This is a genomic window from Nocardioides sp. URHA0020 (assembly GCF_000620705.1).
Taxonomy (GTDB): Bacteria; Actinomycetota; Actinomycetes; order Propionibacteriales; family Nocardioidaceae; genus Nocardioides.
Window position 1 is genome coordinate 293,022 of the sequence record NZ_KK211168.1, and the last position, 16,074, is coordinate 309,095.

Annotated in this window: 18 protein-coding genes; 9 read left to right on the forward strand and 9 right to left on the reverse strand. The window is 70.2% G+C overall.

Annotation, left to right across the window (positions count from 1 at the left end; translation table 11 throughout):
* Positions 1-52: 52 nt before the first annotated feature.
* From N542_RS24805 to N542_RS0113115, 4 genes are all read left to right on the forward strand, one after another.
* Positions 53-649 (forward strand): TetR/AcrR family transcriptional regulator, encoded by a 597-nt coding sequence (locus N542_RS24805; RefSeq protein WP_036507979.1) that lies wholly within the window; start codon positions 53-55, stop codon positions 647-649.
* Between the two features lie 389 nt (positions 650-1,038).
* On the forward strand, positions 1,039-2,589 hold the full coding sequence (gene lnt / locus N542_RS24810) for an apolipoprotein N-acyltransferase (RefSeq protein ID WP_051551742.1): 1,551 nt from the start codon (positions 1,039-1,041) through the stop codon (positions 2,587-2,589).
* A 13-nt stretch (positions 2,590-2,602) separates the two neighbouring features.
* Positions 2,603-3,391, forward strand: coding sequence for a polyprenol monophosphomannose synthase (locus N542_RS0113110; protein ID WP_028644299.1), 789 nt, complete (start codon positions 2,603-2,605; stop codon positions 3,389-3,391).
* Positions 3,388-3,855: an FxsA family protein gene (locus N542_RS0113115; RefSeq protein WP_028644300.1), complete on the forward strand. Its 468-nt coding sequence runs from the start codon at positions 3,388-3,390 to the stop codon at positions 3,853-3,855. The genes N542_RS0113110 and N542_RS0113115 overlap by 4 nt, the downstream gene beginning before the upstream one ends.
* A gap of 17 nt (positions 3,856-3,872) precedes the next feature.
* Here the strand turns inward: N542_RS0113115 and N542_RS0113120 are convergent, their stop codons facing one another.
* The 3 genes from N542_RS0113120 to N542_RS0113130 all read right to left on the reverse strand — a co-directional run bounded on the left by N542_RS0113120 (position 3,873) and on the right by N542_RS0113130 (position 6,623).
* Entirely contained in the window at positions 3,873-4,256 is a 384-nt protein-coding gene (locus N542_RS0113120; RefSeq protein ID WP_028644301.1) for an RNA polymerase-binding protein RbpA, read from the reverse strand.
* A 178-nt stretch (positions 4,257-4,434) separates the two neighbouring features.
* Positions 4,435-5,802, reverse strand: a complete 1,368-nt coding sequence (locus N542_RS0113125) for an MFS transporter (protein ID WP_028644302.1) — start codon at positions 5,800-5,802, stop codon at positions 4,435-4,437.
* Positions 5,799-6,623: a glycerophosphodiester phosphodiesterase gene (locus tag N542_RS0113130; protein WP_231482639.1), complete on the reverse strand. Its 825-nt coding sequence runs from the start codon at positions 6,621-6,623 to the stop codon at positions 5,799-5,801. The genes N542_RS0113125 and N542_RS0113130 overlap by 4 nt, the downstream gene beginning before the upstream one ends.
* A gap of 66 nt (positions 6,624-6,689) precedes the next feature.
* Between N542_RS0113130 and N542_RS0113135 the strand changes: the two genes are divergently transcribed.
* A complete protein-coding gene (locus N542_RS0113135; protein WP_028644304.1) occupies positions 6,690-6,962 on the forward strand; it encodes a zf-TFIIB domain-containing protein in 273 nt (90 codons plus the stop codon).
* 29 nt (positions 6,963-6,991) lie between these two features.
* On the opposite strand, the gene N542_RS0113140 is transcribed toward N542_RS0113135, so the two are convergent.
* Together N542_RS0113140 and N542_RS0113145 are read right to left on the reverse strand one after the other, a co-directional pair.
* Entirely contained in the window at positions 6,992-8,518 is a 1,527-nt protein-coding gene (locus N542_RS0113140) for a UDP-N-acetylglucosamine 1-carboxyvinyltransferase (RefSeq protein ID WP_028644305.1), read from the reverse strand.
* A 146-nt stretch (positions 8,519-8,664) separates the two neighbouring features.
* The gene (locus tag N542_RS0113145) at positions 8,665-9,075 is read right to left on the reverse strand and encodes a hypothetical protein (RefSeq protein WP_028644306.1); all 411 of its coding nucleotides are present in this window, start codon (positions 9,073-9,075) and stop codon (positions 8,665-8,667) included.
* A 359-nt stretch (positions 9,076-9,434) separates the two neighbouring features.
* Between N542_RS0113145 and N542_RS0113150 the strand changes: the two genes are divergently transcribed.
* From N542_RS0113150 to N542_RS24815, 3 genes are all read left to right on the forward strand, one after another.
* Positions 9,435-9,899 (forward strand): helix-turn-helix transcriptional regulator, encoded by a 465-nt coding sequence (locus N542_RS0113150; RefSeq protein ID WP_028644307.1) that lies wholly within the window; start codon positions 9,435-9,437, stop codon positions 9,897-9,899.
* Positions 9,900-9,904: 5 nt separating this feature from the next.
* Complete coding sequence (locus tag N542_RS0113155; protein WP_028644308.1) at positions 9,905-10,315, forward strand: VOC family protein; 411 nt, start codon at positions 9,905-9,907, stop codon at positions 10,313-10,315.
* A 122-nt stretch (positions 10,316-10,437) separates the two neighbouring features.
* Complete coding sequence (locus N542_RS24815) at positions 10,438-12,789, forward strand: ATP-binding cassette domain-containing protein (RefSeq protein WP_036507744.1); 2,352 nt, start codon at positions 10,438-10,440, stop codon at positions 12,787-12,789.
* Positions 12,790-13,298: 509 nt separating this feature from the next.
* Here the strand turns inward: N542_RS24815 and N542_RS0113170 are convergent.
* From N542_RS0113170 to N542_RS0113180, 3 genes are read right to left on the reverse strand one after another with little or no spacing between them, the layout of a single operon-like run.
* Positions 13,299-13,745, reverse strand: coding sequence for an SRPBCC family protein (locus tag N542_RS0113170; RefSeq protein WP_028644309.1), 447 nt, complete (start codon positions 13,743-13,745; stop codon positions 13,299-13,301).
* A 14-nt stretch (positions 13,746-13,759) separates the two neighbouring features.
* Positions 13,760-14,095: an ArsR/SmtB family transcription factor gene (locus tag N542_RS0113175; protein WP_028644310.1), complete on the reverse strand. Its 336-nt coding sequence runs from the start codon at positions 14,093-14,095 to the stop codon at positions 13,760-13,762.
* A complete protein-coding gene (locus N542_RS0113180) occupies positions 14,092-14,550 on the reverse strand; it encodes an SRPBCC family protein (protein ID WP_028644311.1) in 459 nt (152 codons plus the stop codon). The genes N542_RS0113175 and N542_RS0113180 overlap by 4 nt, the downstream gene beginning before the upstream one ends.
* Before the next feature lie 118 nt (positions 14,551-14,668).
* Between N542_RS0113180 and N542_RS0113185 the strand changes: the two genes are divergently transcribed.
* Positions 14,669-15,166 (forward strand): VOC family protein, encoded by a 498-nt coding sequence (locus N542_RS0113185; protein WP_028644312.1) that lies wholly within the window; start codon positions 14,669-14,671, stop codon positions 15,164-15,166.
* Between the two features lie 12 nt (positions 15,167-15,178).
* On the opposite strand, the gene N542_RS0113190 is transcribed toward N542_RS0113185, so the two are convergent.
* Complete coding sequence (locus tag N542_RS0113190; protein WP_028644313.1) at positions 15,179-16,051, reverse strand: LLM class F420-dependent oxidoreductase; 873 nt, start codon at positions 16,049-16,051, stop codon at positions 15,179-15,181.
* Positions 16,052-16,074: the final 23 nt, after the last annotated feature.

A 16,074-nucleotide genomic window follows, 5' to 3' on the forward strand; every position in this document is an offset into this window, starting at 1 on the left:
TCGGTAGGGCATCATCGGCACCGTAGGTCGTCGCGGTGAGAGGGGTCAAGTGGTGAGCACGTCCACCGGGGAGCGGGTGCAGGCCGCCGCGCTCGCGCTCTTCGCCGAGCGCGGCTACCACGGCACCGGCATCCGGCAGCTCGCCGACGCCACCGGTCTCTCCTCGGCGTCCCTCTACCACTACATGGGCACCAAGGAGGACCTGCTCGTCGGCCTGATGCGCAGCAGCCTGACCCGGCTCGTGGACGCGGCCGCCGCCATCGCCCAGGACCCCCGGGCCACCTCGCGCGAGCGGCTGGTCGCCCTGGTGCACCTCCACGTGCGGACGCACGCGTCGGCCCCGGACGAGACCAGGGTCGTCGACGACGAGGTGCGCGCGCTCTCCGAGTCCGCGCGTCGGGAGGTCGTCGGGCTGCGCGACCGCTACGAGCAGGTGTGGCAGGACGCCATCGAGTCGGGCATCGCCGACGGCACCTTCCAGGTGGGTGACGCCGCCCTGGTGCGCCGGGCACTGCTCGAGATGTGCAGCGGGGTGGCGCGGTGGTGGACCCCCGCCGGCGCGCTCGACCTAGACGCACTGGCGGGGGAGTACGCCGTCCTGGCGCTGCGGCTCGTCGGCGCGCCGCGGTCCGCTGCGCGAGACGCCTGACGCGCCGCTCGACGGCGCGTCGCGGCGACACGCCGGAGATCGTCAAGATTTTGCCTAGATCTCGGTACGCAGACTCGGCGTCTGACCTGCAGATTCGCGTGTCTGCGCAGGTCATCGGGCGGTTGACAGGGAGTTCGCTCGGCGGCCAGTCTGTGCCGTCCGCTCATGCAGATGTGGGGAGCGGGCCGGTGTCCGAGTGACCGGGTCGGAGGGTGGGGTGCCAACCACGCCTCTGACCTTGTTCGCGGAGGCCGGCTCGCACCACGAGATCGGACGCGGAAGGACCCGTGTCCCCTAGACAACAGCCTCGGCCCCGGCAGCCAGCCGGAGTCGGACTGGTCCGAAGGGCGCGGGATCCTTCCGCGGACCCGCTCTGTATCGTCAAGGCTGTGCTGGTCCGGATTCTCGCGGCCGTCGCGTGCGGCGTCGGGCTGGCCCTGGCGTTCGAACCGGTGGCCCAGCCTGTCGTCATCCCCTTCGCGGTGGCCGGGTTCGTGCTCTGCACCCGGGGACTCACGCTGCGGTGGGCCTGGTTGCCGGGCCTCGCCTTCGGCCTGGGCTTCGAGCTCGTGCTGCTCTTCTGGATGCGTGCCGTCGGACCCGACGCCTGGATCGGTCTCTCGATCTGGCAGTCGACCTACTTCGCCGTCCTCGGCGTGGCCGTCGCGGCGCTCCAGCGTCACCGCCTGTGGCCGCTGTGGGTCGCGACCGCGTGGGTGAGCGCCGAGATGTGGTTCAGCACCTGGCCCTTCAGCGGCATGCCGTGGGGTCGCCTGGCCTTCGCGGTGGCCGACACCCCGCTCGCGGACGCACTGCCGTGGGTCGGCACCATCGGGGTCAGCCTGGTGCTGGCGCTGAGCGGCTCGCTGCTCGCCTGGGTCGTCGTCTCCGAGGGTCGCGAGCGCGGCGTCGCCGGTGGCGTCCTCGCCGGGCTGGTCCTGCTGTCGCTGGTGCCGTTGGTCGCGCCCTGGCAGCCGGACACCGACGGCCAGGCGACGGTGGCGGTCGTCCAGGGCGACGTGCCCGGCAACGGCGACGACATCCTCTACGACTACCGCCAGGTGACCCAGAACCAGGTCGACGTGACCGTGCGGCTGGCCGACGACGTCGCCAACGGTCGCGAGCCGCGTCCCGACTTCGTGGTGTGGCCGGAGAACTCGACCGCGGTCGACCCCTTCCGCGACCAGCAGACCCACGCGGGCATCCTCACCGCCAGCCAGGCCATCGGCGTGCCGATCCTGGTGGGGGCGATCGTCGACGCCGGGCCCCGGCACGTGCTCAACCAGGGCATCGTGTGGGACCCGGTGACCGGCGCGGGGGACCGCTACACCAAGCACCACCCCGTGGTGTTCGGCGAGTACATCCCCTTCCGCGACTACCTGGACGACCTCCAGATCGGCCGGCTCACCATGGTCGGCCGCGACATGGTCGCCGGCACCCGCCTGGAGCCGCTCTCGATCGGCGACGTCGAGGTGGCCGACTCCATCTGCTTCGACGTGGCGTACGACGACGGCATCTACGGCCAGGTCCGCAACGGGGCGCAGCTGCTGACCGTGCAGACCAGCAACGCGACCTTCATCCACACCGACCAGATCGACCAGCAGTTCGCGATCACCCGGCTCCGCGCCATCGAGACCGGCCGCTGGCTCGCCGTCGCCTCGACCAACGGCGTCTCCGGCATCATCTCTCCCGACGGCCAGGTCGTCGCCCGGGCCGACCCCCGCACCCAGGCGGCCCTGGTCGAGAGGGTCGGCCTGGACACCGCGATCACGCCGGCCGTGCGGATCGGCGCCTGGTCCGGACGGTTGTGCCTGCTCCTGACGATTCTCGGCCTGGCACTGGCGCTGTTCCCGTATGGTCTGACCCGCGCCCGGCAGCAGGCCGGGGACGCAACGGTCCCGTCCGGCCTCGCCGGCGCCCACGGGAGCAGCAGCGAATGAGCAGGCGGCAGCGGTGAACGAGGCAGCACGGCCCCACGTGGACGGCCTGGGCCGGATCGTCGTGGTGCTCCCGACGTACAACGAGGTCGACAACCTCGCCTGGATCGTCGGACGGCTGCGCGCCGCGCAGCCGGGCATCGACATCCTGGTGGTCGACGACGGCTCACCCGACGGCACCGGCGCGGTCGCCGACGAGCTGGCCGCGGCCGATCCCGCCGTGCGGGTCGTGCACCGCACGGTCAAGGCCGGCCTCGGGGCGGCGTACAAGCACGGCTTCCGGGTCGCGCTGGACGCCGGCTACGACGTGATCGGGGAGATGGACGCCGACGGCTCCCACCAGCCCGAGCAGCTCGGGGCGCTCCTCGACGCGCTGCGCGACGGGGCGGACCTGGTGATCGGCTCGCGCTGGGTCCCGGGCGGCTCGGTCGTCAACTGGCCGCTGCGGCGCGAGCTGCTGTCCCGCGGCGGCAACCTCTACGTGCGGCTGCTCCTGGGCGTGAAGGTGCGCGATGCCACGGCCGGCTTCCGGCTCTTCCGCCGGACCACCTTGGAGAAGATCCACCTCGAGTCGGTCGAGTCCACCGGCTACGTGTTCCAGACCGATATGGTCACCCGCACCCTCGCCGCGGGGCTCACCGTGCGGGAGGTGCCGATCGAGTTCGTCGAGCGGGTCCGCGGCGACTCCAAGATGAGCGGCTCCGTGGCGACCGAGTCGCTCAAGCTGGTCACGGTCTGGGGCCTCCGGCAGCGTGCCGAGCAGGTACGCCGCTCGCTGCGTCGCACCGGGGGAGCGGGGCGGTGAGCCGACGACGGCGGTCGGTGCAGGCGGCGCTCTTCGTCGCCTTCGTCGTGGTGCCGCTGCTCGAGATCTACCTGCTCGTCCAGGTCGGCCAGGTGATCGGTGCCGGCTGGACGATCGCGCTGCTGCTGCTCGACGCGGTCCTGGGCACCTGGCTGATCAAGCACGAGGGCGCCCGCGCCTGGCGCGCGCTCCGCGAGGCGCTCGAGAGCGGCCGGATGCCGGCCACCGAGATCGCCGACGGCGCGCTCATCCTGGTCGGCGGCACCCTGATGCTGGCGCCGGGATTCATCACCGACGCGTTCGGCGTCCTGCTGATCATGCCCTTCACCCGGCCGGTCTTCCGACGCCTGCTCGCCGCCACCGTGGCCCGGCGGCTGCTGCCGGGGGTCCTGGACGTACGACGCCCCGGACCCGGACCCGCTGAGGGGCCCGTCGTCCGGGGCGAGGTCATCGACGACGAGTAGCCGCCGAGGGCGTCAGGTCAGGAGACCTTCCGCTTCTTCTGGTTCGCGCGGTGCAGGTGAGCCGGCCCGATCTCACCACCCCGGAGCAGCTCGAGCCGCTCCTTGAGGATGTCCTCGAGCTCCTTCTCGGAGCGACGCTCCAGCAGCATGTCCCAGTGGGTGCGGGCCGGCTTCTCGGCCTTCACCTCGGGCAGGATGCCGGAGACGTTCATCGCCTCAGCCCCGCAGCGCGGGCACTCCCAGACCGCTGGGACGTCGGCCTCGACCGACATCGTGATCTCGAACTCGTGCCCCTGGGCACAGCGGAACCCGACTTGCTGACGAGCAGCGAACTCGATGCCGCGCTCGTCCTCGAAGCTCTGGCCCCCGAGCCGCGCTCCACGCAGTGTGCGCTCTGCCATGAGCCACCTCCCGAATCTTTGTCCCCCGAATGTGCCTGACCGAGACCGCCTGCCGGCGCCGTCGGCGCGGGCTTCGGAGTGGATCTACCCAACTCGTTGAGGTCTCAATCCGTTCAACGGTAGAGCGCGGAGCAAGATTCCGGGAATCGGGCCCTATGACCCCACTCACAGGAAGTTCTCAGACCACCGCCGGAAGCGGGTTGCCGGCCTCCTCGATGCCGCGACGCGGGTCGACCCGCGAGAGCAGGATGATACCGAGCACGAAGAGCACCATCAGCGCGAGCAGCGCCGGGCGGTACGAGTCGGTCCACTGGTGCACGAGGCCGAAGATCAGGGTCCCGATCCAGCTCGTTCCGCGCTCGCAGGCCTGGTAGAGCGAGAAGTACTCGGCCTCGCGGCCGCGGGGGATGAGCTGGCTGTAGAAGGAGCGCGACAGCGCCTGGGTGCCACCGAGCACGACGCCGATCCCGACGGCCAGCAGCAGGAAGAGCGGGAGGTTGCCGTCGGGGACGAGCCACCCCGCCACGACGACGGCCAACCAGACGAACAGCCCGTAGAGGATGACTCGGTAGGCGCCGGTGCGGGCCGCGATCCGCCCGAACCCGAGAGCACCCGCGATGCCGACGAACTGCACGACCAGGAAGGCCATCAGCACGGTGCTCTTCTCGAAGCCCAGCTCCTTCTCGCCGTACACCGAGGCGGCGTAGATCACGGTCTGGATGCCGTCGTTGTAGAAGAGGTAGGCGAGCAAGAAGGTCATCGTGACCCGGTAGTTGCCCAGGTCCTTGAGCGTGTGCCAGAGCTGACCGAAGCTGGCCTGGACCAGGCCACCGGACTCGGCGACGGGGTTGACGGGGGGCCGCGAGCGGATGCCGCGGACCGGGATGATCGTGAAGACCGCCCACCAGATGCCTGCGGTGAGCAGGCTGATCCGCACCGCGAGCTCGGTGTTGTCGCTCATCACCGTGAGCAGCACGAAGTTGACCGCCAGCAGCAGGCCGCCGCCCAGGTAGCCGAGCGCCCATCCCTTGGAGGAGACCGTGTCGCGCTCGTCGGGGTCGGCGATCTCGACCAGGATCGAGTCGTACACGACCAGGCTCGCGCCCAGGAACAGCGTCGCGAGCACGAGCAGGACGGCGCCGAGCTGCCAGTTCGAGCCGGCGACCAGGAACATCGCCGCCGCCATCGCGCTGCCGGCCCAGGCGAACCCGCCGAGCAGCTTGGGCTTGCTGGAGCTGCGGTCGGCGACCGCGCCCACGATCGGCAGCACGATCGCGGACAGGATGGTGGCGGCCGTGACGAGGTAGAAGACCAGCGAGCCGGCCGACACGTCCAGCCCGAGCACGTGCAGGTCGGTCGTGCACTTGAGGTGCTTGTCCTCGTCGGTGACGTAGCCGCACGCGGCCTTCTCGGCGACCGAGGTGAGGTACGGCGCGAACAGCACCGCGGCCGTGGTCGTGACGAAGGCGCTGTTGGCCCAGTCGTACCAGTACCAGGCCTTCTGCTCCCGCGTGCGGCTCTGCGGGTCGAGGTCGGCTGCGGTCATGACGGTTCCCTCCACTGGCCCCGTTCGACGAGGACGGCCCTGAGTATGTCGGTGCGGTCGGTGAAGAGTCCGTCGACGCCCCGGTCGAGCAGCGTGCGCATCTCGTCGGCGTCGTCGATGGTCCAGACATGCAGGTGCCGGCCGGCTGCGTGCGCGCGTCGCACGAGCCGGCGGGAGGCGACCAGGAGCCGTCCGCGCCGGTGGGGGACCTGCAGCGCCACCCCGCCCCGACCGGCGAGCCAGCCAGCCAGCCGGGCGCTCGGGACGAGCAGGAACACGGCGATCTGGGCCGGCGTGGCGCTCGTCGGGACCCGGTCCTGGGTGAGCTCGCGGAAGCGCGCCGTACGGCGCCGCGAGAACGACCCGACCAGCACCCGGTCCCACGCCTCGCGGGCCGCGACGAAGTCGGCCAGGGCAGCGACGGCGCCGTCGGACTTGAGGTCGATGTTGAACCTGGCGTCGGGGAAGCAGTCGAAGAGCTCGGCCAGCGTGGGCACGGGCTCTCGCCCACCGACGAGTGCTTCGCGGACCTGGCTCAGGGTCAGCTCGGCGATCTCGCCGCGCACGTCGGTGACCCGGTCGAGCACCGCGTCGTGGAACGCGAGCAGCACGCCGTCGCGCGTCACGTGGACGTCGGTCTCGAGGTAGCCGTAGCCGAGCGCGACGGCGTGGCGGAAGGCGGCGAGCGTGTTCTCCAGGCCCTCGATCTCGGGGTGGTAGGCGCCGCCACGGTGGGCGAACGCGAGCACCGAGCCCGGCCTCTCGAGCACCCGGTCGAGGTAGGCGAACCCGGTCCGCGGGGTGGTCACCGGCGCCGTCACGACGAGCAGTATGGCTGACCGGCGAGCGTCCGTGCGCGCTCACCGCCGGAGCGGTAGCGTCGAGCCATGGAGACCTTGACCTGCCCCCGATGCGGCGCGGAGCTGCAGACTCGCTCCATCAGCTCCTCCCTCGGCGAAGCCGCGGTCAGCTCGTGCCCCGACGGGCACGGCGTGTTCCTGGCCCGGCCGGACCTCGGTGCCCTGATCGAGGCCGAGAGCGACTGGCACGCCCACGCCGGACAGCACACGGCGCCGATGCCGCGGATCACCCCCGACATGACGGCCCCGCCCGTCACCAAGCTGCCTGCCCGGGCCTGGGTGGAGACCCTCTTCGACTGAGTCTCCCCGAGGCGGGCGAGCCGGCTCGGCTAGATGTCGCGGAAGGTCTCGATGCTGGCGCCCAGCTGGTTGAGCCGCTCGGCCAGGTCCTCGTAGCCACGGTGGATGACGTACGTCGAGCGCAGCACCGAGGTGCCCTTCGAGGCGAGCATCGCCAGCAGGATCACCACGGCCGGGCGCAGCGCCGGCGGGCAGACCAGCTCGGTGCCGCTGAAGCTCGTCGGCCCCTCGATCATCACCCGGTGCGGGTCGAGCAGCTTGACCTTCGCGCCCAGCTTGTTCAGGTCGGTCAGGTAGATCGCGCGGTTCTCGTAGACCCAGTCGTGCAGCAGGGTCTGCCCCTCGGCCACGGCGGCGATGACCGCGAAGAACGGCAGGTTGTCGATGTTCAGGCCGGGGAAGGGCATCGGGTGGATCTTGTCGAGCGGCGCGTGCAGCTCGGAGGGCTTGGTGGTGATGTCGACGAGGCGGGTGTGGCCGTTGAGCGCGACGTACTCCTCGGAGCGGTCGTACTGCAGGCCCATCTCCTCGAGCAGCGCGAGCTCGATCTCCATGAACTCGATCGGCACCCGGCGGATGGTGATCTCCGACTTGGTCACGATCGCGGCGGCGACCAGCGACATCGCCTCGATCGGGTCCTCGCTCGGCGCGTAGTCGACGTCGACGTCGATGTCGGCCAGCCCCGTGACGGACAGCGTCGTGGTGCCGATGCCCTCGACCGTGACGCCGAGGCGCTGCAGGTAGAAGCACAGGTCCTGGACCATGTAGTTGGAGGACGCGTTGCGGATCACCGTGACGCCGGGGTGCAGCGCGGCGGCCATCAGGGCGTTCTCGGTGACGGTGTCGCCGCGCTCGGTGAGCACGATCGGCCGCACGGGCTCGATCGCCCGGTTGACCTGGGCGTGGTAGCTGCCGTCGGTCGCCTTGACCTCGAGGCCGAAGGGGCGCAGCGCGGCCATGTGCGGCTCCACGGTGCGGGTGCCGAGGTCGCAGCCGCCGGCGTACGGCAGCTCGAAGGTGTCGACACGGTGCAGCAGCGGCCCGAGGAACATGATGATGGAGCGGGTACGACGCGCCGCGGTCTCGTCGATGTCGGTCAGGTCCAGCTCGCGCGGCGGGACGATCTCGAGGTCGTTGTCGTCGTTGAGCCAGCGGGTCTGGACGCCCAGGCTGTTGAGGACCTCGAGCAGCCGGTTGACCTCCTCGATCCGGGCGACCTTGCGCAGCGTGGTGCGGCCGCGGTTGAGCAGGGAGGCGCACAGCAGCGCGACGCCGGCGTTCTTGGACGTCTTGACGTCGATCTCACCGGAGAGCGTGGTCGGCCCGGTGACGCGCAGGTGCGTGGGACCGGCGCCGACGGCCACGATCTCGGAGTCGAGGGCCGCGCCGATGCGGGCCAGCATCTCGAGGGACATGTTCTGGTGTCCCTTCTCGATCCGGTTGACCGCACTCTGGCTGGTGCCGAGCAGGTCGGCGAGCTGGTGCTGGGTCAGGCCGCGGTGCTTGCGGGCGTCGCGGATGAGGTTGCCGATCCGGTTCTTGTAGCTCTCACTCATGCCGTCCACGGTAACTCACATATGAGATAAGGCAACTCACGACGCTGGCCCGGGGTGTCGTGGCGGTGTCGCGGGGGAGCGCGGCCCTCACCGGGTGGGCGGCAGGCGTGCGACGACGATCCACGCTACCCGAGACGTCCCGAGGGTCAGTCGCGGCGGCCCGACGCATAGAGCCCGACCCCGAGGAGCAGCGCGATGCCGGTGACCAGCTCGATGACGAAGACCGCGGTCTCGTCGTCGAGGAAGACCGCGAAGAGCACGAGCAGGATGCCGCTCAGCCCGACCACCGCGAGCGAGGGCGTCTTGGGCAGCGTGGAGTTCAGCGCCATCGCGGCGAGCACGATGATCGTGCCGATGATGCCGTCGCGGTAGCCGGCCCACATGCCGTCCGCCTCGGTGCCGTACAGCAGCCAGCTCGCGAGGATCAGGGTGATGCCGGAGACGAGGATGAGCAGCCAGCCGAGAGGAGCCATCACCGGCACCGGGCCGGACACGATCGGGGCTCCGGTGTGGAGCTCAGGGGTGCCGGGGGCGGTGCGTCGCTCGGGAGTCGCCATGGCGCCCAGACTAGAGCACGGCGACCTCGGAGCGGACGTCAGGCGGCGGCCCGAACGGGCACGCAGTCACACGAGTCTCCACACGCAAGGTAGGTGTGGAGGGCATGGCCGCAGTGCTGGCACGGCATGTCGTGCGACAGATGCACGTCGTTGCTCTGCACGGTGTCCCACATGGCGCTATCTCCTCCCACGGTGTCGACAGTCGCCCCCCAGAGGCGCCGGGCGGGTGCCCGGTCATCTTCAACGTGTCACGAAGATCGGCAGCAGATACGTCGTCTAGAGGATTCCACCCGCAACTGACCCGTTGTGACGGCGTCCGTAGCCCGTTCGGGCCAGGCCCGGTGTGCCACGATGCGGTGGTGAGCAGCAGTCCGCACCAGGCCCAGCGCCTGCGTGACCTGGCGCTGCTGCGTCGGGTCCGGGACCGGATGGACCGTGAGTACGCGCAGCCGCTCGACGTCGAGGCGCTGGCCCGCGGGGTCAACCTGTCTGCCGGTCACCTGAGCCGCGAGTTCAGGCGTGCGTACGGCGAGTCGCCGTACTCGTACCTCATGACGCGGCGCGTCGAGCGCGCGATGGCCCTGCTGCGCCGCGGCGACCTGAGCGTCACCGACGTCTGCTTCGAGGTGGGCTACCAGTCGCTCGGCACGTTCAGCACCCGCTTCACCGAGCTGGTCGGCATGCCGCCGAGCGCCTACCGCCGGCAGGCGATGCTGGATGCCGCCGGGCTGCCGCCGTGCGTGGCCAAGCAGGTCACCCGGCCGCTGCGGGCCCCATCGGTCAGGAATCGAGAAGCACCCGACCCGGACGCGCTACTAGCGTGAGCGGCATGGACATCACCATTCACACCACGGTGCTCCCGCACGAGGACCCGGAGGCCTCGCTGGCCTTCTACCGCGACGTCCTCGGCTTCGAGGTCCGCTCCGACGTCGGCAGCGGCACGATGCGCTGGATCACGGTGGGGCCCGTGGGCCAGCCCGGCACCTGCATCCTGCTCGGGCCGCCGGCTGCCGATCCCGGCATCACCGACGTCGAGCGCACCACGATCGCCGAGATGATGGCCAAGGGCACCTTCGGCTGGATCATGCTCGCGACCGAGGACCTCGACAGCACCTTCAGCCGGATCCAGGCGGAGGACGTCGAGGTCGTGCAGGAGCCGACCGACCAGCCCTGGGGCACGCGGGACTGCGCCGTACGGGATCCCGCCGGCAACATGGTGCGGATCCAGGAGGTGGGCTGAGATGCGGACGATGGCCTGCCGGCAGCACGCGATCAGGGCGATGGGCTGGTACAAGGACACCGAGAAGGCGTTCGCCGCCCTGCCCGAGGACTGACCGCCCATCCGATCGGAGCCCCACCCGCATGCACGCTGCCGACAGCCACGACCTGATCCGGGTCACCGGGGCTCGCGTCAACAACCTCAAGGACATCAATGTCGACCTCCCCAAGCGCCGGCTGACGGCGTTCACCGGGGTGTCGGGGTCGGGCAAGAGCTCCCTGGTCTTCGGCACCATCGCGGCGGAGTCGCAGCGGCTGATCAACGAGACGTACAGCGCGTTCGTGCAGGGCTTCATGCCGACCCAGGCGCGACCCGACGTCGACGTGCTCGAGGGGCTGACGACCGCGATCATCGTCGACCAGGAGCGGATGGGCTCGGACCCGCGCTCCACGGTCGGCACCGCGACCGACGCCAACGCGATGCTGCGGATCCTCTTCAGTCGTCTCGGGACGCCGTACGTCGGGTCGCCGCAGGCGTTCTCCTTCAACGTCGCCTCGATCAGCGGTGCCGGTGCCGTCACCCTGAAGAGGGGCGGCCAGGAGACCAAGGAGCGCCGCTCCTTCAGCATCGTCGGCGGCATGTGCCCGCGCTGCGAGGGGCGCGGTGCCGTCAACGACATCGACCTCACCGCGTTGTACGACGCCACGAAGTCGCTCAACGAGGGCGCCCTGACGATCCCGGGCTACAGCATGGAGGGCTGGTACGGCCGGATCTACCGCGGCTGCGGCTACTTCGACCCGGACAAGCCGATCGCGGAGTTCACCAAGCGCGAGCTCCAGGACCTGCTCCACCGGGAGCCGACGAAGATCAAGGTCGAGGGCGTCAACCTGACGTACGCCGGGCTCATCCCGCAGATCAAGAAGTCGTTCCTGTCCAAGGACGTCGACGCGATGCAGCCGCACATCCGGGCCTTCGTCGAGCGCGCCGTGACCTTCCAGACCTGCCCGGACTGCGGCGGCACCCGGCTGAGCGAGGAGGCACGGTCGTCGAAGATCAGCGGGATCAGCATCGCCGACGCCTGCGCGATGGAGATCCGCGACCTGGCTGACTGGGCCAGGGGCCTGACCGACCTGTCGGTCGCGCCGCTGGTCGAGGCGCTGCGCGAGGTCCTCGACTCGTTCGTCGACATCGGCCTGGGCTACCTGTCGCTGGAGCGACCGGCGGGCACCCTCTCGGGCGGCGAGGCGCAGCGCGTCAAGATGATCCGGCAGCTCGGGTCATCGCTGACCGACGTCACGTACGTCTTCGACGAGCCGACGGTCGGCCTGCACCCGCACGACATCGAGCGGATGAACCAGCTGCTCCTGCAGCTGCGCGACAAGGGCAACACCGTGCTCGTCGTGGAGCACAAGCCGGAGACGATCGCGATCGCGGACCATGTCGTCGACCTCGGCCCGCTCGCCGGCTCCGCGGGCGGCGAGGTGGTCTTCGAGGGCACGGTCGAGGGGCTGCGGGGGAGTGACACCGTCACCGGCCGTCACCTCGACGACCGCGCCCGGCTCAAGGACGAGGTGCGCACGCCCTCGGGTGCGCTCGAGGTGAGAGGCGCAGGGACCAACAACCTCAAGGACGTCGACGTCGACCTCCCGCTCGGGGTGCTGGTCGTGCTGACGGGCGTGGCCGGCTCGGGCAAGAGCTCGCTGGTGCGCGGGTCGGTGTCGCCGCTCGACGGGGTCGTGACGATCGACCAGGGCGCGATCCGGGGCTCGCGGCGGAGCAACCCGGCGACGTACACGGGGCTGCTCGACCCGATCCGCAAGGCCTTCGCCAAGGAGAACGGCGTGAAGCCGGCGCTCTTCAGCGCCAACTCGGAGGGCGCCTGCCCGAACTGCAGCGGCGCCGGCGTCATCTACACCGACCTCGGCATCATGTCGGGGGTCGCGACGACGTGCGAGGTGTGCGAGGGCAAGAGGTTCGACGCCGGCGTGCTGGACTACCGGCTCGGCGGCAAGGACATCAGCGAGGTGCTGTCGATGCCGGTCTCCGAGGCGCTCGCGTTCTTCGGCGACGGCGCCGGCAACCTCCCGGCGGCGTCGAAGATCCTGGTGCGTCTCGCCGACGTCGGCTTGGGTTATGTCAAGCTGGGACAACCGCTCACGACGCTGTCGGGAGGGGAGCGCCAGCGCCTCAAGCTCGCGACCCACCTCGGCGAGAAGGGCGACGTCTTCGTCCTCGACGAGCCCACCACGGGCCTGCACCTCGCCGACGTCGAGAACCTGCTCGGGCTCCTCGACCGGCTCGTCGACGGCGGCAAGTCGGTGATCGTGATCGAGCACCACCAGGCCGTCATGGCGCACGCCGACTGGATCGTCGACCTCGGGCCGGGCGCCGGCCACGACGGCGGCGAGGTCGTCTTCGAGGGCACGCCTGCTGAGCTCGTGGCTGCGCGCTCGACGCTGACCGGCGAGCACCTGGCGGCGTACGTCGGCGGGTGACTGCGTGGTGCGGCCTGACACGGGTGTAGTTCTTTGGTGTGGCCGTCCTGATGCCCGCGGTTTGGTCACCAACCGCAGATATCAGCGGGCATTTCGTGCGGTTGGTGACCAAACGTCGCGTCGGGGCGGTCGTCGGCAACCGCCGCCGTCAGGACGACGTCAGAGGCCGAGCTGCGGATCGGACGACGACCAAGACCCGCGGTTTGGTCACCAACCGCAGATCTCGAGGAGCAAATCGTGCGGTTGGTGACCAAACGTCGCGTCCGGGCGGTCATCGGCGCAGAGCCGCCGTCACGACGACGTCAGAGACCGAGCTGCAGGTCGTACCACGACCAAGGCGCGCGGTTTGGTCACCAACCGCAGATCTCGAGGGGCATTTCATGCGGTTGGTGACCAATCCGCGCATCAGAACGCGGCAGGATCACTCACGACACCAAGAAGCCCCTGACGGTGGCGACACACTCCTAACACATCGCCGATAACTGACATTATGTCAGGTACCGTCGAGATCATCGCCAGTTGCTGACCACGACCGCGTGCGGGTCGGGCGCTCCGGTCCCGGTGTCGATCAGCTGCTTGAGGCTCATCAGGTAGGTGCCCCACCGGGTGCTGCAGTGGTGCATGAACTCGACCGGCTCGCGCCAGCCCTCGTGGGTGAACATCACGATCGTGAAGTCACCGTCACGGCGCAGGTCGAACTGCACGTGCGTGCCGATCCACTCCGGTGGGCCGTCCACGACCCGCCACCGCACCAGCCTGCCGGGCTCGAGCCGCTCGACCAGCATGTCGAAGCCGCCGGCGGGCCCGAAGCGGAAGCGGATCACCCCGCCGGACTCAGTCGACCCGGTCGTGTCCTCGGTCCACCAGGCCGCGAGGCCGTCGATGGTGGTGAGTGCGTCGTACACCTGCTCGGGCGAGGAGTGCTCGATGCCGATGCGGTGCAGGATGTCTGCCATGTCGTGGTGCCTCTCTACTTCGCGGGGTGCTGGATCGACTCGGCGATCCGCTTGATCCGGCGCAGCCGGGCGTCCCAGGCCGCGCCGACGTCGGCGAGCTGGGCGACCGCGCGGGCCAGCTGCTCGTCGTCGACCCGGTAGCGCCGCTCCCGCCCTGAGGGCGTGGCGTGGACGAGGCCCACGCGGTCGAGTACGCCGAGGTGCTTGGTGACCGCCTGCCGGGTGACCGGCAGCTGCTCGCTGAGCGAGGTCGCCGTACCTCCGTCGTCGGCGAGCAGCAGGTCCACCAGTCGTCGGCGGGTGGGGTCTCCGATGGCGGACCAGAGGTCGTCGTCGACCGCGCCCGTCACGACGTCGCCACCAGGCGCGCGACGTACTCCCCCAGGCGCGGCACGAAGAAGTCCCAGCCCCGCACGTGGTCCTGGTACGCCGCCTCGAGCTGCGCGACCTCCCAGCCGCGCTCACGGAAGCCGGTCTCCGTCAGCCGCACGGTCGTGCCTCCGTCCACCTCGAACAGCTCGAAGGTGACGAGCAGCGAGCTGTCCCGCGTCGGCATCGCGCCGTCCTCGTAGACCCAGCGGAAGGAGAACAGCCGCGGCGGCTCGACCGCCACCACCGTGAGCGCCTCGACCTTGCCCGTGGCACCGTCGCCGAAGCGGATCTCCCCCGCCGCGCCGGCCGTGGGCTCGAAGCTGGCCTCGTCCGGCCACCACTCCCGGATGTGCTCGGGACGGCTGACCACCTCGAAGACCACCTCCGGTGGCGCGTCCACGTGGATCTCGCGCTCGATGCTTCCGTGCTCCATCTCGACTCCCGCTCTAGTGCAACGTTCGGTTGCACATCACTCTAGGGCGTCGACCGACTCTGTGCAACCATCGGTTGCGCGTAGGTTGGGAAGTTGAATCCCGTAGTAGCGTCGCGGCATGCCGGACCTCGACCTGGACCACATCAGCGCCGAGCGCGAGCGCATCCGTACGACATACCTCGCACCGGAGGAGTCCCGTCCGGCCAGCTCGGCCCGGGGGCTGCACCACTTCGCGATCGTGTGCGCCGACGTCGAGCGGACGGTGCGCTTCTACCAGGAGCTGCTGGAGTTCCCGCTCACCGAGATCTTCGAGAACCGGGACTACCCCGGCTCCAACCACTTCTTCTTCGACATCGGCAACGGCAACCTGATCGCGTTCTTCGACTTCCCCGGCCTCGACGTCGGGCCGTACGCCGAGGTGCTCGGCGGACTGCACCACGTCTGCATCTCCGTGGAGCCCGAGCGGTGGACGCACCTCCGGGGCAAGCTGGACGCCGCCGGGGTGGAGTACGTCGCGGAGTCGGGCAGCTCGCTCTACTTCCGCGACCCCGACGGGGCGCGCCTCGAGCTGATCTCGGACCCGCTCGGCGAGATGTACGGGACGACGGTCCTCTAGGGCGTCAGGGCGTCAGATCGCCGCGAGCCTGGGGAGGACGTCCTCGCACACCGAGGTCGTCCAGCCGACCGGGTCCTCGGTCGGCGGCATGAGGGTGACCAGCGAGATGCCGAGCGCGGCGTACTCCTGCATCGAGGACAGGAAGGCGTCGGTGTCGCTGACCGGGTCGACGCCCATGGCGATCATGGTCTTCTCGATGGAGTCGTAGTCGCGACCGAGGGTGTCGCAGTGCCCGCGCAGCACCTCGAGCTTGTGCCGGACCACGTCCGGGCTCTCGCCGAAGAGGTTGCAGGCGTCGGCGTACTGCGCGACCAGGCGCAGCGTCTTCCTCTCGCCACTCCCCCCGATCAGGATCGGCGGGTGCGGTCGCTGCACCGGCGGCGGGACGCAGACGGTCTCCGCGAGCCGGTAGTGCTGCCCGGCGTAGGCCCCGTCGTCGTCGCTCCACATCTGCCGGACGACCTGCAGCGTCTCCTCCAGCCGCTCGAAGCGCTCGCTGGTCGACGGGAAGGGGACGCCCAGGCCGGCGTGCTCGCGGTCGTACCACGCGGCGCCGATGCCGAGGGTCGCACGCCCCTGCGACAGCACGTCGAGGGTGGTGACGATCTTGGCGAGCAGACCCGGGTGCCGGTACGTCGTGCCGGTGACGAGCAGGCTGAGCCGGACGTTGTCGGTCAGCGCGGCCAGGTAGCCGAGGGTCGTGTAGCCCTCAAGCATCGGCTCCGGCGGGCCGCCGAGGTTCTCCATCTGGAACCAGTGGTCCATGACCGTGAAGAGGGACGCCCCGCCCTGGTCGGCGACCGTGGCGGTCTCCGTCAGCCGTTCGGCCAGGCGCGTGTGCCAGTCAGGGTGGGTGAAATTCGCGTAGTGGATGCCGATGCGCACCTGCCCAACCTAGCCCGCACGTC